Source organism: Clostridium sp. HBUAS56010 (assembly GCF_007115105.1).
Classification (GTDB): Bacteria; Bacillota; Clostridia; order Lachnospirales; family Lachnospiraceae; genus Lacrimispora.
This window is the reverse complement of the sequence record NZ_SULJ01000006.1, coordinates 191,027-209,606: the sequence shown is the minus strand read 5'-3', so window position 1 is coordinate 209,606 and position 18,580 is coordinate 191,027. Positions and strand designations below refer to the sequence as shown.

Below are 18,580 nucleotides of genomic sequence, written 5' to 3'. Positions count from 1 at the left end.
GAAAGGTCAGGACAGCGCCAGTGAAGGAAAGAACAGGAAGTGTGCGAAAAAGCCGCAGACGCAGATCAAGCCGCAGGCAGGAAGCATTTCAAAGAGGTATGGTATTCCTGCTTGCAGTGGCTGTGGTTGTTATTCTGACTGCTTTCAGTGTCTGGGGATATCGTTACTGGGAAGGGAATAAGACTTCCGGAGAGATCCTGGAGACCAGCCGGGAGGTAATTCCGGAGACTATGAAAGGCAGCAGATGAGAGTAGATGACAGAGAGTGCCGCAAATAGACTGGAGAAGTCGATTTGCGGCATTTCTGGTTTGCCACATGGATTAAGCTTTAAAAAATGCTTCTGAGAGTTTGACAAGGGCTTCCTGGTCCCTGACACCCATGATCTCCCGTGCAGAGTGCATGGCAAGGATTGGAACTCCCACATCAACCGTACGCATGGTTAAAAGGGTGGAAGAGATGCTTCCAAGGGTAGATCCACCTCTTACATCAGAACGGTTTGAGAATTTCTTGTAGGGAATGTGTCCGGATCTTAGAATTCCTTCGATCACTGCAGTACTGGTGGCATCGGTTGCATAGGACTGGCTGGAAGAAAGCTTTATGGCAACTCCGTCACCCATGAGAATCTGATTTTTAATATCGCATTTTTCCCCATGATTGGGATGGATGGCATGAGCTACATCCATGGAAAGAAGAAAACCGCTTAAAAGGGAATTAAGAAAGATGTCTCTGGAATAACCAAGGGATAGATATACTTTCTCAAGAATGTGGTCTGCCAGGGCAGAAGCGGCTCCCTGTTTGGTATGATTTCCGATCTCCTCATTATCATAAAGAGCAATGGCATGGATGCCCTCTTTGCGCGGACTGGCTATCATGCCGTTTAAACACGCCTGTACAGAGGTTAAGTTATCCAGACGGGGAGCGGAATAAAACTCTTCCTGCAATCCCAGCAGATTGCCTGATTCCCAGTTATAGATATAGATCTCATAGTCCAGAATGTCTTCTCTCTTTCTATTGGCTTCTTTTGCAAGTGCCTCCAGAAAGAAGTTCTCCCGGTCCAGTTCTTCGGTAATTCTGGTAAGAAGGGGAAGCATATCAATCTGGGCATTGATGGCAACTCCGTCATTGGCGTTGCGGTTCATGTGAATAGCAAGGTTGGGAATGGTGAGCAATGGTCTCGCAAAATCAACAAACAAGGTCTTTGGCTCCATAAGGGAATCACCAGCAACGGTTACTTTGCCAGCCATGGATAAGGGACGGTCAAACCAGGTACCAAGAAGAGGACCGCCGTAGACCTCTACGTTAAGTTTTCCATAATCCAGGGAAGTGACTTCCGGGTTAGGCTTTACTTTCAGACAGGGCCAGTCCGTATGGGAGGCTGCCAGCCGAAGATGGGGGGCGTCAGAAAGTTCCTCTCCTACAGAGAATGCGATTAAAGTGGAATCAAATACATTAATATAGTAGGCTTCTCCCTTTTGGAGGTTCCAGGGGGCAGCCAGTGGCAGTTCTTTAAACCCGGCATTCTTTAGCTGGCCTGATGCTGCCATGATACAGTGATAAGGAGAAACTGATGCAGAGATCAGTGCGTCTAACTGTTCGATGTAATTCATGTGTTTTCCTCTTTTCTAAATGCAGAAGAACCTGCATATAAAATGTTGTTTTTTCATTATACCACAGAAAAAATGCAATGGGAATCCTCCGTTGACAGCAGGGAAGAATCCGGTGTATAGTTAATGGAGATTGTTGAAAGATAGGGAGAATATGGAATGATTGCAGTGAAAATTGAAGATATTAAGTCGTTTGCATCCAAATTATATGTAGGAGAAGTATTTGATTCCTTTCTGGTTAAGGAAGCTGTGATTTCTACCTATAATACATTTACCATAGATGGAGCCATAAAAAACGGATATTACTCCCAGGAAGAGACGGAGGAGCGGAATTTAAAAGCTTATTCTTACTGGTCGGCTATAAAACCGTTTTGTTTTTCCCTTATTAAAGGAAAGCGGCTTCCAGGCAGCTTTCGGATTATTCTTCTGATGGCAAAAGAAGGGATCAGCCAGTTTCTTTCATCGAGAAATGTGGGGCTGATGGAAGAGCAGGTAACAGGGCTTTACATAAATATACGGTATGAGGAAGAGGTATTGACCTGCGTTACTGGAACATCTGTCTCCGTGTTTACATTGGACAAGGCTCTTGATGAAGAATGGGACCAGGCATTCCGGGGGTTTTTAAAACAAAATGAGATTCCGTTTGTGGAAGAATAAGAATTATCAGCACTCAACTAAAATGAGTGCTGATTTTCTATTGACATTTCCATAACCTCGTATTAAAATATTCTCTATAAGAATTTGCAAAAATTCCATGATTGTCATGGAACTGAAATAGAAAATATAAGATTGTAAGGAGTGTTCTGATATGGCAAAAAAAGGAAGTTTGACGATTAACAGTGAGAATATTTTTCCGATTATTAAAAAGTGGTTGTATTCAGACCATGATATCTTTTACCGTGAACTGGTTTCCAATGGCTGTGATGCCATTACAAAGCTTAAAAAGCTGGAGATTATGGGAGAGTGGGAGAAGCCGGAAGATTTGGAGTTTAAGATTCAGGTAACCATAGACCCCAATGAAAAGACCATTACTTTCCAGGATAACGGAATCGGTCTGACCATGGAGGAAGTGGAGGAATACATCAATCAGATCGCATTCTCCGGTGCCCAGGATTTCCTTGAGCAGTATAAGGACAAGGCCAATGAAGATCAGATTATCGGACATTTTGGACTTGGTTTTTATTCTGCTTTTATGGTGGCAGACAGAGTTACCATTGACAGCTTATCTTATAAGCCGGGAGCAAAGCCGGTTCATTGGGAATCTGACGGCGGCACAGAGTTCGAAATGGAAGAAGGTCAAAAGGACGTTCAGGGAACAATTATTAAGCTTTACCTGAATGAAGAAAGTCTGGAATTTTGTAATGAATACCGGGCAAAAGAAGTTCTTGAGAAATACTGTTCTTTCATGCCTGTTAAAATCTATCTGTCGAATGCGGCTGCAGAACCGGAATTTGAGACTGTTACAAAAGAAGAGCTGACTGACAAAGATACAATTATTGAAACAATTGTAGAAGAGGCCAAGACAGAAGAAAAAGAGAACGAAAACGGAGAAAAGGAAGTTGTGGAAGTTTCTCCTGCACAGGAGAAATATAAGATTGCCAAACGTCCTGTTCCGATTAATGAGACCAATCCTCTCTGGAATAAGCATCCCAATGAATGCAAAGAAGAGGAATATAAAGAGTTTTACCGGAAGGTATTTCAAGATTATAAGGAACCATTGTTCTGGATTCATCTGAATATGGATTATCCGTTTAATTTAAAGGGAATTCTCTATTTCCCAAAGCTGAACTTAAATTATGATACCTTAGAGGGAACGATTAAGTTATACAACAGCCAGGTATTTATCGCAGACAATATTAAGGAAGTAATTCCAGAATTTTTAATGCTCTTAAAAGGTGTGATTGATTGCCCGGATCTTCCGTTGAATGTGTCCAGAAGTGCGCTGCAAAACGATGGATTTGTGAAGAAGATTTCTGATTACATTACAAAGAAAGTAGCGGATAAACTGACTGGCATGTTTAAGACAGACCGGGAAAACTATGAGAAATATTGGGATGACATCAATCCATTTATTAAGTTCGGCTGCTTAAAAGATGAAAAGTTTGCAGAAAAGATCAATGATACCATTCTGTTTAAGAATCTGGAAGGAAAGTATCTCACCTTGTCAGATTGTCTGGAAGAGAACAAAGAAAAGCATGAAAACCGTGTATTCTATATTACAGACGAGAAGGAACAGAGCCAGTACATCAATATGTTTAAAGAGGCAGGGATTGATGCAGTTTACTTAAACCAGAATATTGACAGTGCATTTGTGGGATACCTGGAGCAGAAGAATGAAAATGTGAAGTTCTTATGTATCAATTCTGACTTATCTGATATCTTTAAAGAAGAGATCAGTGAAGAAGATAAGGAAGCCATGAAGGCAGATGCAGATGCCCTCACAGAGCTTTTCCGCAAAGCCCTTGGAAAAGAGAATCTGGAAGTAAAGGTTGAGAAATTAAAGAATGAGAATTTGTCCTCCATGATTACCATTTCCGAAGAATCCCGCCGTATGCAGGAGATGATGAGGATGTATACCATGCCAGGTATGGACGCTTCTATGTTTGGAGGCAGTGAGACTCTGGTATTAAACTATAAAAATAAGCTGGTTCAGTATGTTCTGGGACATAAAGATGGAACACATACCAATACGATCTGCGAACAGTTATATGATCTTGCAGCTTTAAGTAACGGTTCTCTGACACCAGAGCGCATGACTAAATTTATCGCAAGAAGCAATGAATTAATGATCCTTATGGCAGACGCTTCTTAATGCCAATTTTATAACAAAAGAGAAAAGAACCTGTACTTTGGAACTTCCGGTACGGGTTCTTTTCTCTATCAACCTATTGACAACTGTAACAGGTTTCTCTATAATATATGGTAATCAATACTACATGATAAGTTTCGTGTTAGGAGGAAGAATAGAACAATGAGCTATAAAATTATTGGGGATAGCTGCACAGATTTAACGGCAGATTTAAAGAAAGATCCTCACTTTCAGATAATTCCACTTATTTTGCAGGTAGGCAATATTCAGGTGATTGATGATGAGACATTTGACCAGAAGAAGTTTCTGGAATTGGTTAAGAGCAGTCCGGAATGTCCAAAGACAGCCTGTCCTTCTCCTGAACTTTATAAAGAGGCATTTGAGTGTGACGAAGATGAGATATATGTTGTTACCTTGTCTGAGCATTTAAGCGGAAGTTATAACAGTGCTGTTCTTGGAAAGAAGCTATATGAAGAGGAACACGGAACCGATGGAAAGAAGATTGCAGTTTTGGATTCCCATTCCGCCTCCTCCGGTCAGCTCAATATTGCAGTATATGTTCAGTCCCTGTGTCAGGCTTCTTTTCCTTTTAAAGAGATTGAACAAAAGGCAAAAGAGTATATTAAAAATATGCACACCTATTTTGTTCTGGAAAGTCTTGATACGCTGAAGAAGAACGGCCGTTTGTCAGGACTTCAGGCATTTTTCGCAACTGCTCTTAATATTAAGCCTGTGATGGGAGCCGAAGAAGGAAAGATTATAAAGCTGGATCAGGCGAGAGGAATCAATAAAGCTTTAATCCGTATGGTGGAGATTGCCATTAAAGATGCAGGAGAAACCAAAGACAGGGTCCTTGCTATCTCCCACTGCAACAATCCGGAACGGGCGGAGTTCGTTAAGCAGGAGATGAGGAAGCGTGCAGAATTTAAAGATATAATGATTGCAGAGACTGCAGGTGTTGCCACAGTATATGCCAATGATGGCGGAATTGTTATGACACTTTAAGAAAGTACTCGAATGAAGAGTCAATTGTGTAAAAGAGAAAAGAAGAGATCTCTTTCATGCAATTGACTCTTTTTCAATGATTTGACAAAAGCAGGGAATCCGTGTAAGATAATAAAATGGAAATTAATCCCATTAATGTATAATTAAAAGGTCATGTAAAAGAAAGACCTTTTTTGGGGATAACTGACGTTTGAGAACGAAAAAGGGGAAAACTGCCCGAATAATGTGGAAAACGTTATGAAAAAGGGAAAAGTATGTGCGAATTATTAACAATCAGGAGGAACTTATGAAGAAAACAAATAGAGGGATGAAGATTCTGGTTCTTTTCCCCATATTGCTGTTTTTGTTGCTGTTAGTCTGGATTGGAATGAGTGAATGGAAAGGAAGAGGAGGAAGTGCTGATTTTGCCAATGGGGCAGAAACTACAGGCGCAGCAGAATCTGAAAATTCAGAACCGCTGACTCTGGCGCAATCGGAAACGGAGACAGAACAGGGGCTGGAAACAGAGACAGAGCCACAGAATCCTTTGGTGCGTCTGCTGTTTGCCGGAGATATATTACTTTCTAATCATGTAACGACTGCATATGATAAAGCAAAAGGAATTCATGGAGTGCTGGATGAAGGATTCCGGTCCGAGATTGGTCAGTCCGATATCTTCATGGCAAATGAGGAATTTCCTTTTAGTGAACGGGGCAGTGCTGCACCGGACAAGCAGTTCACATTCCGCCTTTCTCCCTCCAGAGTATCCATGATGAATGAAATTGGAGTGGACATTGTGGCGCTTGCCAATAATCATTCCCTGGATTATGGCACAGATGCTCTTGTTGATACATGCAATGTTTTGGAAGGGGCAGGAATCCGGTATGTGGGAGCTGGTCCTGACATGAACCGGGCGAAACAACTGGAGACCATGGAAGTCAATGGGAAAACCATAGGATTTCTTGCGGCATCGAGAGTGTATCCGGACCCGGACTGGGTTGCCAACAGCCGTAAGCCTGGGATGGTAAGTGGTTATGATCCGACTATTTTACTGGAGGAGATAAAAAAAGCAGAATCAATCTGTGATTATGTGGTGGTTTACATTCATTGGGGAATTGAAAGAGATGACAAGCCCCAGGAGTATCAGAGGGGATTGGGCAAACAGATGATTGATGCAGGTGCCGATATTGTCATAGGAAGTCATCCCCATGTCCTCCAGGGAATTGAGTATTACAATGGAAAGCCCATCTGCTACAGCCTGGGGAATTTTATATTTGGAAGCTCTATTCCAAAAACCGCTCTTTTAAGGGTTGATGTGGGTACGGAAAAGAACACCGCAGCTTTATCTCTGGTTCCGGGAACTTCTAAGGCAGGGTATACCAGAACGCTTGGAGAGGAACAGGAAAAGTTAAAATTTTATCAATATATTCAGGACATTTCTTTTGGTGTGACTGTGGATGAAAATGGTGTCATTCACAATAATCCATAAAAGAATTAAATTTCTGGTATCTGTCTCCCTGGCAGATACCTTTTTCTTTCCAGCGTTTTGTCAGGGTATTGAGAACCAGTTTCTTATTCCCGCTCCAGAGAGGTGCCAGAAGCAGGCTTTTTGGACCGTCTCCGCTGATTCTGTGAATAACAGTGTCTGTAGGAAGAAGCGCAATGCAGTCAATGACTAAATCCGTGTATTCTTCAAGAGAATAGGTGGAAATCATCCCGGTTTCATATTCTGCGGCAAGGTCTGTGCCTTTTAATATGTGAAGAAGCTGGAGCTTGATTCCGTCGATTCCCCTGTCTCCCAGATGAGCAAGATAATCTATGGTTTCAAAGATCATGTCCTTCGTTTCCCCTGGCAGCCCCAGGATGGCGTGGGCTATTACCGTTATTCCAGCTTCCTTTAATTGCTTATAAGCATGGAAGAATACACGAAGTGAATACCCTCTGCGGATATAGGCGGCAGTGGATTCATGGATGGTCTGAAGCCCCAGTTCTACCCATACGGGTTTCTTCTGGTTTAATTCTTTTAATAGAAGAAGAATCTCAGGAGAGAGGCAGTCCGGCCGGGTGGCAATGGAGAGAATCACAATATCCGGATGGCTGATTGCCTGGGTAAAGAGTTCCCTCAGATAGGAAACAGGTGCATAGGTATTGGTATAGGACTGAAAATAAGCAATGAAGCGTCCTGATTCCAGATTCATCTTTTGGCTGATCCGTTGTTTTGCTGCTTCGATCTGGCTTATGATGTCCGGATGAGTGGAAAGAGGTTCTGCAAAATCACCAGATCCGCCTTCGCTGCAGAAAATGCAGCCTCTTTTTCCCAAGGTTCCGTCTCTGTTTGGGCAGGTCATGCCTCCGTCAAGTGCCAGTTTATAGATTTTTTGTCCGTATTGCCGTTTTAGTTCATAATCAATTGAATGGTATGGTTTCTCGTTCCAGTGCATGTTTTTCTCCCAAATTTTATCATTGTCTTATTATAGGGGAGCAGGGAAGGGCTGTCAAATTATTTTATAGGATTTCGTAGAATATTCCATTGTAGAAGTTTTCAGACTTATGCTATACTTGTATGAAATGAAGTACTTCAATGGAATGGGGAAAAGGAGAAGAAATCCATGAGAATGAGTGATACCATGAATCTGATTGAATCAGTAGAATCCAGACAATTAATGGCTGCTTTGTATGGAGAAGATGGCATAGAGGAGAATATAATACGTTACAGCAATCTTTTAAAGAACTTTAAGAAGAAATTTCCTGAAAGTGACGATGTGCTTTTATTTTCGTCTCCGGGCCGTACGGAGATAAGCGGGAATCATACGGATCATAATCATGGAAAGGTATTGGCAGGAAGCATTAATCTGGATTGTGTAGGTGCAGCAGCGAAGAATGACAGCAGAATTGTGAATCTGATCAGTGAGACTTATGACCAGAACTTTGTCATTGACCTTGATGATCTCAAACCCAGTGAGAAAAGGGCAGGAACCCTTGATCTGACAAAAGGAATCTTCAAAGGCTTTTTGGAGCACGGCTATCAAATCGGTGGTTTTAATGTCTACATTACCTCCAATGTAATCAGTGCCGCAGGGGTCAGTTCTTCCGCATCTTATGAGATGCTGCTCTGTTCTATTATTAATACATTTTTTAATGAGGGCAGTGTTGACCCGGTAGACTATGCTCATATTGGAAGATATTCAGAAAATGTGTACTGGGGCAAATCCTCCGGACTTTTGGACCAGATGGCATGTGCGGTAGGAGGGCTGATTACCATTGACTTTAAAGATCCGTCCGCTCCGGAAGCAGAGCAGATTGCATTTGATTTTGCCTCCAAAGATCATAGCCTGATTATTGTGAATACAGGCAAAGGACATGCAGATTTAAGCGAGGAATATTCCCTTGTTCCGGCGGAGATGAAAAAAGTAGCACAGTTTTTCGGCAAGGAAGTCTGCGCTGAAATAAAAGAAGAGGATGTCATTGAAAATTTATCCGAAATAAGAGCATATGCAGGAGACCGTCCGGTTCTCAGAGCCCTTCATTTCTTTGAAGAGAATAAGCGGGTAGAAGCAGAAGTGTCTGCTTTAAAAGAGGACCGGTTCGAGGATTTCCTTCACAACATAACTGCTTCCGGTAATTCTTCGTGGAAGTGGCTGCAGAACTGCTTTACCAATTCCAGTTACCAGGAACAGGGAATTACCGTCGCACTTGCTCTTACAGAGCTTTTTCTTGCAAAAAAGGGTGCAGGTGCATGCAGGGTTCATGGCGGAGGGTTTGCCGGAGTTATTATGACCGTACTGCCCAATTGTCTGGCAAAAGAATATATTACTTATATAGAAAAGGCAATGGGAAAAGGCAGCGCTTACCGGATGAGCATCAGACCATATGGAGCCATCTGTTTTCATGAAGTTGTGAGTCAATAATAATTGTAAATCTGGTTAGGATAGAGTACAATAGAAGGGAATACTAGCAAAGGAGGCAGGCATTATGAAAGAGAAGAATAATCTTGTCATTACAATAGGAAGACAGTACGGAAGCGGCGGGCGCATGGTTGGAAAAGCGCTTGCAAAAGAGTTTGGCATTAATTTTTATGATGAAGAGATTCTGACCCTTACTTCTGAACAAAGTGCAGTTGGTGAAGTCTTCTTCCGGCTTGCAGATGAAAAAGCAGGGAACAATCTCCTTTATCGGATTGTAAGCGGATTAAAACCTCAGTTAGGCAAGCCTTCCATGGATTCTGATATTGTGAAACCGGAGAATTTATTCCGTTTCCAGTCCCAGGTTATCAAAGAGCTTGCACAGGAAGAATCCTGTATTATTGCCGGAAGATGTGCGGATTATATTCTAAGCAGAGAGGAATCAAATCCTGGACTGGTTAAGATCTTTGTATACGCGGATATGCCGACTCTGGTTAAGCGAACCATGGAAGTGGATAAGATTGATGAAAAAGAAGCAGCAAAGCGCGTAAAAAAGATTAATCGGGAGCGGAAAGAATACTACCGTTACTACACTGGTGAAAGCTGGGAAGACTGGGATAACTATGATCTGATTATTAATACAAGCTGCATTGATTTAGAGCAGACAGCGAAGCTGATTAAAGATTATATTAAGTTAAGAGGAATTGAGATATAAGACTTTGGGTACAAGAACCAAAGTGAGAACAAAAATGGGAGCACCGAGATTGTAATTTCGATGCTCCCATTTACGTTATAAAAAATAAATGTTTTAGAGAACGGTTTTGCAAATAAGAATCTCTGGTGCTTTTTCCAAGAGATCAGCAGTAGCGGTAGTGATTTCTTTAAAATGGGTGGAGCTCATATGTGCCTGAATGGAATCCTGGTCTTCCCATTCTTCCAGCATCGTTAAGTTCTGAGGATTCTTTACATCCTGAACCAGTTCATAGCGGATGCATCCCTTATCCTTTTTTCTTGTCGCATCAACCAGTGGGGTTGCCATACGGATAAATTCTTCTACTTTGTCAGCTTTTACTTGATGAATTGCAATAATTTTAATCATGTTGTTCTCCTTTTGTTCACCATTTTTCCTGGTGTATTCTGTCTGCCTGATACCGGTCTACAAACTTATTCTCCTGACCATCCGGATAACCGACTGCGATCATGCAAAATGGAAGGATGTGGTCTGGGAAGTCAAAATACTTTTTCACATTTTCTGTGATGGATTCTGCGGTTGCCACTCCAAGCCATACAGCTCCCAGTCCTAAATGTACAGCTTCTAAAAGAATATTCTGGGCTGCTGCTCCCATATCTTCTTCCCAGCCCCTTGCACCAGGAACCTTGATGTAGTTCTTATTTGCAGCAAGGACTATGGTTGCGGAAGAAGCAGCGATCAGCTTGCCATAAGGGGAAGTATCGGAAAGGCTTTCTAAATTTGCTTTGTCCTGTACCACAATGAATTCCCAGGGCTGCTGATTAATGGCTGATGGTGCCTGCATGGCAGCACGCAGAAGTTTGTCGAGCTTCTCTGGTTCTACCTGCTGAGTGGTGAATTTACGAATACTCCTTCTGTTAAAGATTTCCTGCATGGGTTTACCTCCTAATTGTTTTCCAGATGGTTTAAAAGCTTTTTGCTGATTTCGATAAACTGAGTGGTCTCTTCTTCTGTAAGAACACTTTCATAAGTTCTGTTAAGTTGATTCCATGATTCCACAATCTGATCCTGTAAAGCAAGACCTTCTTTCGTGGTGGTCAGTGATACCTGTTTGCCTTTCTGTTGTTTCATGATCAGATGTTTGTGCTCCAGTTTCTCAATCAGCCGGGTAATGGTAGATGGGGTTAAATGCAGAGCTTCCCCAAGATCTTTCTGCTTCATGCTCCCTTTATTGTTTACCAGATAAAGAAGTATGGCATGACTTGGAGAAAGTCCTGTTTTTAAAAAGGCTTCTTCTGCAATTCTTCCAAAAACTCTGGATAGTTTTGCAGTGGAGAAAAACAGGCAAGTATTTAATTTACAAATCTGTCCTTTTTTGTTTGGGATCTCATTCAAATCGTCACCTCTTTTGTTTGTACATACAAATGTTAGCACATGACTTTTCAGTTGTCAATTAAAATTATATATGAAATAATTTAATTTTGTTAAATTTAATAGGAAAAAAGTATTGACAAAGAAATACAATTAACTTATAATAAAGATGATTTTAGTAAATACAATTTTGCATAATATAATAAGCAATATAAATTTAAGGAGGTATATGATATGTCTGTTTATGATTTTACAGTTAAAACAATGGATGGTAGTGAGAAGAAGTTATCTGATTACGCAGGTAAGGTTCTGTTGATTATTAATACAGCTACTGCCTGTGGCTTTACTCCTCAGTATGGAGATCTTCAGGATATTTATACAAAATATAAGGAAAAAGGGCTTGAGATTCTGGATTTCCCCTGCAACCAGTTCGGTAACCAGGCGCCTGGTTCTAATGATGAGATTCATCAGTTCTGCAGCGGCCGTTTTGGAGTTACCTTCCCCCAGTTTTCCAAGATAGAAGTGAATGGTGATCAGGCAATTCCTCTTTACCAGTATCTTGTAGAGGAAAAAGGGTTTGAAGGATTTGACCCGGGTCACGAGCTTACTTCTGTACTGGAGAAGAAGTTTGAAGAGACGAATCCAGATTATAAGAACGATCCTTCTATTAAATGGAACTTTACAAAATTCCTTGTGGACAGCAAGGGGAATGTAGTGAAAAGATTTGAGCCTACTGCAGATATGAAGAAATTAGAAGAGAGTATTAAGGAATTGCTTTCATAGATTCCAGACTAGACAGTGGGAGAACGGAGAACAGATATGAATTACGATAAATTAAAGTTAGAGAACCAGCTTTGCTTTCCTCTTTATGCGTGTTCAAGAGAGATTGTACGGATGTATAAACCATTTCTTGATGAGATTGGTTTCACTTACACTCAGTATGTTGCCATGATGGTGCTATGGGAGAGAAAGCGGCTTACCGTGAAGCAGTTGGGGGAGATCCTTTATCTGGACAGCGGTACTTTAACTCCCCTGTTGAAAAAGATGGAAGCTTCCGGGCTGCTGATCCGAAGCCGGGACAAAGCAGATGAACGGAGTGTTATTGTGGAATTGACTCCTCTTGGAGAAGCAAAGAGGGAACAGGCTGTGGAGATACCGGAAAAGATATCTAAGTGTGTCCCTCTTGAAAAAGAAGAAGCGGAACAATTGTATCACCTTCTTTATAAGATATTGGGCAGTTCCGACAGGAATCCTGGTAAATAAACCGGTAAAAAGAAGTACTTTGACTTGCCAGAATGGGCATGCAGAGTACTTCTTTTTGTATGAAATGTATTTTGATATTATAAACCAAGTCCCTGAGGAAAGGAAAAGACATTGCATGGATCGTAGCAGCGTTTTATCTCCTTTAAACGGCAGACATGGTTTCCGTAATATTCTTCCAGACAGCAGGGAAGGCATTGATAAGGAAAGTTTACATAAGATCCCTGTGTGATAGATTGTAAATAGCAGAAACGGTCTGCAATAAAGGATGCGTTATTTTGCAGACAGCATTCAAAAATGGTATTCAGCCAGAGGATGTATCTGGCATTGCGATAGTAGAATGCGGTAGCATCAGGAGAAATTCTTGAAACCGCGCCGCCCAGAGCATAGAAAGACAGACCAGTGTAAGTGGAGCCAGAGGGAAGTTCCTGAATCATACCAGTCAGATTCCAGCATTCGCATGGTTGTAAATCTCTCATAGCAAACCGGCTTACGGATTGAAATGCCTCAGAAGGTGGATAGAACTCTCCGATCAGGCGGGTAGTTTCCAAAAATGTCAAGTATCTTAAGTTATATTTTACACCTCCAAGCCGTAACAAAGGAGCAATGATTCCAAGAACGGATTCTGGTGTGCCGTAAAATATCCCCCGGGCAATAATGCCAGGTCCGCTCTGCCTGGAATGAAAGACTCTGGACACCAGAGTAATCCGGGGATCTGCATCTGCCAGCCATTCCTGCCATAATTGTATGAAAATAGATTGTTTTTCCTGATCTGTATCCTCGTACCGAATGTCAATATAAGTGACTTTATCCACTTTTTTAGGGAGATCAAAGACCATGGAAGTAACCACTCCAAAGTTGCCTGTACCGCCTCCCCGAAGTGCCCAGAATAGTTCCGGGTTTTCAAATTGGCTGGCAGTTATTGTCATTCCTTCTGAATTTACCATGGAAAGCTCAATAAGATTGTCACAGCCAAGCCCCAGATATCTGCTGGAAAGCCCCCATCCACCTCCAAGTGCATACCCGCCAATTCCCACAGTGGGGCAGGTTCCTCCGGGAAATGGATAGCCTCTGGAGTACATTAATTCATACATCTGTCCGTTGGTTACCCCCGCCTGCACTGTCACACGATGGGAAACTTCATCTATGTCAATATGATTCATCTCACTTAAATCAAGGATCAGGACATCATCTCCTGTAGAGTACCCTTCATAATTATGTCCTCCATTTCGAATACGCAGGGACACGCCATGAGAACGGGACCAGCAGATGGCATTTTTGACGTCGGTTTCATTTTGACAGAAAACGATGACAAGGGGATATTTGTCGACAGCCTGATTATAAACTTGTCTGAATTCATTGTAACAGGGGCTTTCTGGAGTGATTATACGGCCAGTCAGATGATTGAAATTGCAGATATCCATGACGCACCTCCTTTCTTACTACCATGGTATTAGAAGAAAGGAGATTTGGTGCGGCTTGTATTATGGTTTTTCATGGATTTAGAAAGGTGATTAGAGAGTTATAAGAGTGCGAGAATATCCTTTTCCAGTTTTTCCGGTTTATCGGTAGGAGCGTAACGTTTTATTACATTGCCGTTTTTGTCTACAAGAAATTTGGTGAAGTTCCATTTGATCGCAGAACTCAGCATACCTTTCTGACAGGATTTTAAATAGGTGTACAGGGGAGATTCATTGGCGCCATTGACTTCAATCTTTGCAAATTGCGGAAATGAAACCTGATAGGTTAGCTGGCAGAACTGCTGAATCTCCGCTTCATTGCCGGGAGCCTGGTGTCCAAACTGGTTACACGGAAAATCAAGTATTTCGAATCCCTTGTCTTTGTGTTTTTTATATAACGCTTCTAATCCTTCGTATTGGGGGGTAAATCCACAACCGGTGGCAGTATTAACAATAAGAAGAACTTTATCCTTATACTGGGACAGGGAGACGGGATTGTGTTGTATATCTGTGACAGTGATATCATATAAATTCATATTGAGTACCTCTCCGTTTCTTTTTATTCGCATGATTAAGATTTTATGCAATTACATTGTATCAAATTAAATTAAGTATGTCAACATTTTTTTCTTCTATATAAGAATATCCAAAATCTAGGAAAAAAATTAATTATTTATAGGTAGACATGCACTTTTTCAATCTTTCTAACATATCATAAGACAAATTGTTTTATTGAAAGGCAATAATATTATGACTTCTTGCCCACCAGGAATGTTTTCCTACACCATCAAAGCTGGTGATACCTTATGGCTGATTTCAAGGCGCTATAATACGACAGTTGATGCAATTATGTCTGCCAACCGAGGTCTTGTTCCTAACAATTTGCGAGTAGGGCAGGTAATCTGTATCCCTCGTGCAGCACGTCCCTGGCCACAGCCTCAACCTCAGCCACAACCACAGCCTCCAAGAAATTGCCCGGTAGGGCTGCGTACTTATACGATTCGGGAAGGAGACACATTGTGGAAATTGTCCCAGACATACTGCACGACAGTAGAAACCATTATGGCAGTCAATCCTGGAATAAATCCCAACAATCTGGTCAATGGTCAGGTAATCTGGATTCCGGCAGGTTACAGGTTTGGCAATTTCCCATCATGGCCCCGAATTCAGGGAACAGAGCCCGATGAGGAATTGAAAGGGAATCAAATGTCATTTTGCCCTGAAGGACATTATTCTTATACCATTCAGGCAGGAGATACACTATGGAGACTGTCTCAGCAGTTAAATACAACGGTGGAAGACCTGATGTCTGCCAATCCGGGAATTAATCCAACCAATCTTTTTGTGGGGCAGGTAATCTGTGTTCCTATGGATTGGAATAATGGAGCAGGACAAATACCGTCCCCGTCCCCCCAGCCAATGCCGACACCGCAGCCGATGCCGACACCGATGCCAGTGCCGCAGCCGATGCCGACACCTCAGCCAATGCCGACACCGATGCCAGTGCCGCAGCCGACGCCGCAGCCGCAGCCGACACCGACACCGCAGCCAATGCCGACACCGCAGCCGATGCCAACACCACGGCCAACGCCGCAGCCGTCTCCGTCCCCTCAACCCCAGCCCGGACCGGTTCCGCAGCCTTCTCCGCGTCCAACGCCATCTCCTCAGCCCCGGCCAATTCCAGAGCCGCCCGCTCAGGCTCCCATGCCACGGCCTGGAGTACAACCGCCTCAGATGATGTGGGTGAGCAAGGCGGAACAAAATTTAAATAACTTTATTCGCTTTTTATGGATGCAGAATATTTACTGGCTGAGAATGGCAGTGCAGAGCATGATTTTTGATCTTCCGGATGCAGAGGTTGTAAATGAACGTCTGATGCAGAATCCAAAAGATTTTGAGATGGCATTCCAGACGTTTTACGGAGATGAAAATGCGGCGGCTTTTGCAGAACTTTTGACAAACCATATAAATCTTGCCATTGAACTGGTTACTGCAATTATGAATGCGGATTTAACGGGAGCATCGGATGCAGAAAGACGGTGGTATGAGAATGCAGAAGAAATGGCAACATTTTTAAGCAGTATTAACCCCAAGTGGTCAGAAGATGACCTCCAGAATATGTTACAGAATCATCTGGAAATGATTACAAAAGCAATTTCTGATATGATGGCACGTAATTTTAGTGACAGCAATATGTCGTTCACCAATATTGAGCGTCAGACCATGGATATGGCAGACATGATGACATACGGAATTGTGAATCAGTTTCCGGAATATTTTAGATAGTTAATATAGAAAGAGCAGTTAGCTGTATTCATTAGAAAACAGGCAGAATCTCCTGATCACGATAGGAGTGTCTGCCTGTTTTTTTGTGTCCATAAAGGGGGATTCCCAAATACTTGTTTTTATCTGGTAAAAATTGTTAATTGCATTTTGCAATATATACTTTACATTTTATAATATATAGTGTATATTACTCATATAGATAAGGAAGGAGGACTTCCATGAAGAATAAAAGAATCAAAATAGCCAGAATTGAATGTGACATGAGTCAGGAAGATTTGGCTAATTGTGTCGGCGTTACCAGACAGACCATTGGTTTGATTGAAGCTGGGAATTACAATCCTACATTGAAACTCTGTGTTGCAATCTGCAAAGCTCTTAACAAGACCTTAAACGACTTATTTTGGGAGGAACCATAATGAAAACTAAAAAAATTAATGACGAACGTGTCATACAGCTAAGTAATAAGATTGGCAGCGAAGCTTACCTTTTTACGCTTTTGCTCTTAACAGCTTCCGTTTTTGTAAAGTATTATGTAATGAATCTTTCTTTCTTACATTTCATAGCGGAGATTAGTATCATGCTTTTAACAGCCATTTATGTTATCATAAGAAGTGCATTTCTGGGTTATGAAATTATGGATACAAAAAAGGGCGGTAAAATCCTGACCGGGTCAGCCGTATTGATCTTAAGTCTTGTGGTGACCGCTGTCAATGGAGTGAAAAACTATTCCATGTATGGACATAAATACAGTGGAGTGTTTGATGGACATTTCCTCATGGTTTTACTCATTACCTTTTTGTCCTTTTGGATATTCGCCTTATTGTGCACTGCCTGCTTATACTGGATCAACCGGAAAGGGCAGGAACGGATTGAAAAGAAACTTCAGGATGAAGATGAAAGGAATTAATTGTTTATAGAAAAGTGTTGTTGGTATAAACGATGATAAGAATCTGCAACAGAACAATATGATGACAACTTTTATTTAATAAATAAAAAAGTTTATTATTTTATATATTTCTAACTAATTTCCATACATTATAAGCCTTACCCTTTCAATTAAAAAGAATTAAAATATTGATTGACGCTCTAATTATTTGATGCTATAGTAATACAAACAAAGACGTTTTGGCAAAAGCCAGAGCGTTTTTTTTTACCCATTCATGAATGAAACCATCAATTATAATTGGAAATATAATGATATTATTAATTACAGGAGGTGAACGATGAGCCCACTAATTTGGATTATTGACGAAGAATGGCCGGACTATGAAGAGGAGAAAAGTATTCTTGCAAAGAGATACCCGGAAGCAGATATCCGTTTTTCCGGATATGAGTTTGAGAATGATTTAAATGAGTTTGGATATAAAGCAGACTTGATTTTAACTCAGATTTATACGTCCATAACTGCTGAAACAATAAAAAGGCTGGAACGATGCAAAGGCATTGCTGTCTATGGAGGCGGATATGACCGTGTGGACATAAAGGCTGCAAAGGAAAAAGGGATTAAAGTCACCAATGTACAGGGGTATTGTGCAGAGGATATTGCAGACTATATCATAGCTGCCATGTACACATTTAACAAATGCCTGACGGAATACAAAGAATCCTTAAAAGATGGGAAGTGGGGAGCACAGGCAATCAGAAAGATTGCACCCAGAATCTCTGAAACAACCCTTTTCATCATTGGATGCGGAACAATAGGAAGAACGATTGCGGATCGGGTAAATTTACTTGGAGTTAAGGTGACAGGTTATGACCCACTTCTTACAAAAGAGCAGTTAAAAGCGTATTCCATTCAGCCGGTCAGCATGGAAGAAGGATTAAAGACAGCAGATTATGTCAGTATGAATGTAAAGTACACCAAAGAGACAGAACATTTATTGAAAAAAGAGCATTTTGAAATGATGAAGCCATCGGCTTATTTCATTAATACATCCAGGGGAGGAACCGTTGCAGAACAGGATTTAATTGATGCAGTAAAAGAAAAAAAGATAGCGGGCGCCTGTCTTGATGTAGTTACCAATGAACCCCCAACGTTATCAGAGACCATATTATCGGTTGAAAATATAATTGTAACCCCTCATATCTCTTATTTGTCAACAGAATCCTATGCGGATTTAAAACGGCGGACCGTAGAAAACGGGTTATGTATGTATGAAGGAAATGAACCGGACGATTGGGTAAACCCCTGATCATAGATTGCACATAAAACA

20 protein-coding genes are annotated in these 18,580 nt (G+C 41.5%); 13 read left to right on the top strand and 7 right to left on the bottom strand.

The genetic code is table 11. The annotated features are described in order from the left end of the window. Positions 1-20: 20 nt before the first annotated feature. Positions 21-248, top strand: a complete 228-nt coding sequence (locus FAY33_RS11685) for a hypothetical protein (RefSeq protein ID WP_143321398.1) — start codon at positions 21-23, stop codon at positions 246-248. A 72-nt stretch (positions 249-320) separates the two neighbouring features. Here the strand turns inward: FAY33_RS11685 and FAY33_RS11680 are convergent, their stop codons facing one another. Beyond that, the gene (locus FAY33_RS11680; RefSeq protein ID WP_143321397.1) at positions 321-1,607 is read right to left on the bottom strand and encodes a M18 family aminopeptidase; all 1,287 of its coding nucleotides are present in this window, start codon (positions 1,605-1,607) and stop codon (positions 321-323) included. 156 nt (positions 1,608-1,763) lie between these two features. Between FAY33_RS11680 and FAY33_RS11675 the strand changes: the two genes are divergently transcribed. From FAY33_RS11675 to FAY33_RS11660, 4 genes are all read left to right on the top strand, one after another. Then, positions 1,764-2,261 carry a DUF5721 family protein gene (locus FAY33_RS11675; protein WP_143321396.1) on the top strand — a complete coding sequence of 166 codons (498 nt, stop codon included), beginning with the start codon at positions 1,764-1,766 and terminating at the stop codon, positions 2,259-2,261. A gap of 151 nt (positions 2,262-2,412) precedes the next feature. Then, on the top strand, positions 2,413-4,416 hold the full coding sequence (gene htpG / locus FAY33_RS11670; RefSeq protein WP_143321395.1) for a molecular chaperone HtpG: 2,004 nt from the start codon (positions 2,413-2,415) through the stop codon (positions 4,414-4,416). 159 nt (positions 4,417-4,575) lie between these two features. After that, on the top strand, positions 4,576-5,418 hold the full coding sequence (locus tag FAY33_RS11665) for a DegV family protein (protein ID WP_143321394.1): 843 nt from the start codon (positions 4,576-4,578) through the stop codon (positions 5,416-5,418). 286 nt (positions 5,419-5,704) lie between these two features. Continuing rightward, a complete protein-coding gene (locus FAY33_RS11660) occupies positions 5,705-6,886 on the top strand; it encodes a CapA family protein (protein WP_143321393.1) in 1,182 nt (393 codons plus the stop codon). Here the strand turns inward: FAY33_RS11660 and FAY33_RS11655 are convergent. Beyond that, the gene (locus tag FAY33_RS11655; RefSeq protein WP_143321392.1) at positions 6,867-7,838 is read right to left on the bottom strand and encodes a TIGR01212 family radical SAM protein; all 972 of its coding nucleotides are present in this window, start codon (positions 7,836-7,838) and stop codon (positions 6,867-6,869) included. The two genes, FAY33_RS11660 and FAY33_RS11655, sit on opposite strands and share 20 nt — an antisense overlap. Positions 7,839-8,006: 168 nt before the next feature. Here FAY33_RS11655 and FAY33_RS11650 point away from each other — a divergent pair, with 168 nt between their 5' ends. Continuing rightward, positions 8,007-9,305 (top strand): galactokinase family protein, encoded by a 1,299-nt coding sequence (locus tag FAY33_RS11650; RefSeq protein ID WP_143321391.1) that lies wholly within the window; start codon positions 8,007-8,009, stop codon positions 9,303-9,305. A gap of 64 nt (positions 9,306-9,369) precedes the next feature. After that, on the top strand, positions 9,370-10,014 hold the full coding sequence (locus FAY33_RS11645) for a cytidylate kinase-like family protein (RefSeq protein WP_143321390.1): 645 nt from the start codon (positions 9,370-9,372) through the stop codon (positions 10,012-10,014). A 93-nt stretch (positions 10,015-10,107) separates the two neighbouring features. On the opposite strand, the gene FAY33_RS11640 is transcribed toward FAY33_RS11645, so the two are convergent. The 3 genes from FAY33_RS11640 to FAY33_RS11630 are packed head-to-tail and all read right to left on the bottom strand — an operon-like array spanning position 10,108 to position 11,385. After that, positions 10,108-10,398: a putative quinol monooxygenase gene (locus FAY33_RS11640; protein ID WP_143321389.1), complete on the bottom strand. Its 291-nt coding sequence runs from the start codon at positions 10,396-10,398 to the stop codon at positions 10,108-10,110. Between the two features lie 16 nt (positions 10,399-10,414). Next, a complete protein-coding gene (locus FAY33_RS11635) occupies positions 10,415-10,924 on the bottom strand; it encodes a nitroreductase family protein (RefSeq protein ID WP_143321388.1) in 510 nt (169 codons plus the stop codon). 11 nt (positions 10,925-10,935) lie between these two features. Then, complete coding sequence (locus FAY33_RS11630) at positions 10,936-11,385, bottom strand: MarR family transcriptional regulator (RefSeq protein WP_185967598.1); 450 nt, start codon at positions 11,383-11,385, stop codon at positions 10,936-10,938. Positions 11,386-11,595: 210 nt separating this feature from the next. Between FAY33_RS11630 and FAY33_RS11625 the strand changes: the two genes are divergently transcribed. After that, positions 11,596-12,144 carry a glutathione peroxidase gene (locus FAY33_RS11625; protein ID WP_143321386.1) on the top strand — a complete coding sequence of 183 codons (549 nt, stop codon included), beginning with the start codon at positions 11,596-11,598 and terminating at the stop codon, positions 12,142-12,144. Positions 12,145-12,180: 36 nt separating this feature from the next. Continuing rightward, positions 12,181-12,624 carry a MarR family transcriptional regulator gene (locus FAY33_RS11620; protein ID WP_143321385.1) on the top strand — a complete coding sequence of 148 codons (444 nt, stop codon included), beginning with the start codon at positions 12,181-12,183 and terminating at the stop codon, positions 12,622-12,624. A 77-nt stretch (positions 12,625-12,701) separates the two neighbouring features. On the opposite strand, the gene FAY33_RS11615 is transcribed toward FAY33_RS11620, so the two are convergent. After that, entirely contained in the window at positions 12,702-14,045 is a 1,344-nt protein-coding gene (locus tag FAY33_RS11615; protein ID WP_143321384.1) for an FAD-binding oxidoreductase, read from the bottom strand. A 98-nt stretch (positions 14,046-14,143) separates the two neighbouring features. After that, entirely contained in the window at positions 14,144-14,617 is a 474-nt protein-coding gene (locus tag FAY33_RS11610) for a glutathione peroxidase (protein WP_143321383.1), read from the bottom strand. A 214-nt stretch (positions 14,618-14,831) separates the two neighbouring features. On the opposite strand from FAY33_RS11610, the gene FAY33_RS19795 reads away from it, so the two are divergent. The 4 genes from FAY33_RS19795 to FAY33_RS11590 all read left to right on the top strand — a co-directional run bounded on the left by FAY33_RS19795 (position 14,832) and on the right by FAY33_RS11590 (position 18,559). Further along, a complete protein-coding gene (locus FAY33_RS19795) occupies positions 14,832-16,367 on the top strand; it encodes a LysM peptidoglycan-binding domain-containing protein (RefSeq protein ID WP_207706019.1) in 1,536 nt (511 codons plus the stop codon). Between the two features lie 218 nt (positions 16,368-16,585). Then, the gene (locus FAY33_RS11600) at positions 16,586-16,783 is read left to right on the top strand and encodes a helix-turn-helix transcriptional regulator (protein WP_143321382.1); all 198 of its coding nucleotides are present in this window, start codon (positions 16,586-16,588) and stop codon (positions 16,781-16,783) included. Further along, positions 16,783-17,274: a DUF6773 family protein gene (locus tag FAY33_RS11595; protein ID WP_143321381.1), complete on the top strand. Its 492-nt coding sequence runs from the start codon at positions 16,783-16,785 to the stop codon at positions 17,272-17,274. The genes FAY33_RS11600 and FAY33_RS11595 overlap by 1 nt, the downstream gene beginning before the upstream one ends. A 316-nt stretch (positions 17,275-17,590) precedes the next feature. Beyond that, positions 17,591-18,559 carry a C-terminal binding protein gene (locus FAY33_RS11590; protein ID WP_143321380.1) on the top strand — a complete coding sequence of 323 codons (969 nt, stop codon included), beginning with the start codon at positions 17,591-17,593 and terminating at the stop codon, positions 18,557-18,559. Positions 18,560-18,580 lie beyond the last annotated feature (21 nt).

Coding starts and splice junctions, on each gene's coding strand:
- FAY33_RS11680 (WP_143321397.1), bottom strand. CDS start 1,607: ATGAATTACATCGAACAGTTAGACGCACTGATCTCTGCATCAGTTTCT.
- FAY33_RS11675 (WP_143321396.1), top strand. CDS start 1,764: ATGATTGCAGTGAAAATTGAAGATATTAAGTCGTTTGCATCCAAATTA.
- htpG (WP_143321395.1), top strand. CDS start 2,413: ATGGCAAAAAAAGGAAGTTTGACGATTAACAGTGAGAATATTTTTCCG.
- FAY33_RS11665 (WP_143321394.1), top strand. CDS start 4,576: ATGAGCTATAAAATTATTGGGGATAGCTGCACAGATTTAACGGCAGAT.
- FAY33_RS11660 (WP_143321393.1), top strand. CDS start 5,705: ATGAAGAAAACAAATAGAGGGATGAAGATTCTGGTTCTTTTCCCCATA.
- FAY33_RS11655 (WP_143321392.1), bottom strand. CDS start 7,838: ATGCACTGGAACGAGAAACCATACCATTCAATTGATTATGAACTAAAA.
- FAY33_RS11650 (WP_143321391.1), top strand. CDS start 8,007: ATGAGAATGAGTGATACCATGAATCTGATTGAATCAGTAGAATCCAGA.
- FAY33_RS11645 (WP_143321390.1), top strand. CDS start 9,370: ATGAAAGAGAAGAATAATCTTGTCATTACAATAGGAAGACAGTACGGA.
- FAY33_RS11640 (WP_143321389.1), bottom strand. CDS start 10,398: ATGATTAAAATTATTGCAATTCATCAAGTAAAAGCTGACAAAGTAGAA.
- FAY33_RS11635 (WP_143321388.1), bottom strand. CDS start 10,924: ATGCAGGAAATCTTTAACAGAAGGAGTATTCGTAAATTCACCACTCAG.
- FAY33_RS11625 (WP_143321386.1), top strand. CDS start 11,596: ATGTCTGTTTATGATTTTACAGTTAAAACAATGGATGGTAGTGAGAAG.
- FAY33_RS11620 (WP_143321385.1), top strand. CDS start 12,181: ATGAATTACGATAAATTAAAGTTAGAGAACCAGCTTTGCTTTCCTCTT.
- FAY33_RS11615 (WP_143321384.1), bottom strand. CDS start 14,045: ATGGATATCTGCAATTTCAATCATCTGACTGGCCGTATAATCACTCCA.
- FAY33_RS11610 (WP_143321383.1), bottom strand. CDS start 14,617: ATGAATTTATATGATATCACTGTCACAGATATACAACACAATCCCGTC.
- FAY33_RS19795 (WP_207706019.1), top strand. CDS start 14,832: ATGACTTCTTGCCCACCAGGAATGTTTTCCTACACCATCAAAGCTGGT.
- FAY33_RS11600 (WP_143321382.1), top strand. CDS start 16,586: ATGAAGAATAAAAGAATCAAAATAGCCAGAATTGAATGTGACATGAGT.
- FAY33_RS11595 (WP_143321381.1), top strand. CDS start 16,783: ATGAAAACTAAAAAAATTAATGACGAACGTGTCATACAGCTAAGTAAT.
- FAY33_RS11590 (WP_143321380.1), top strand. CDS start 17,591: ATGAGCCCACTAATTTGGATTATTGACGAAGAATGGCCGGACTATGAA.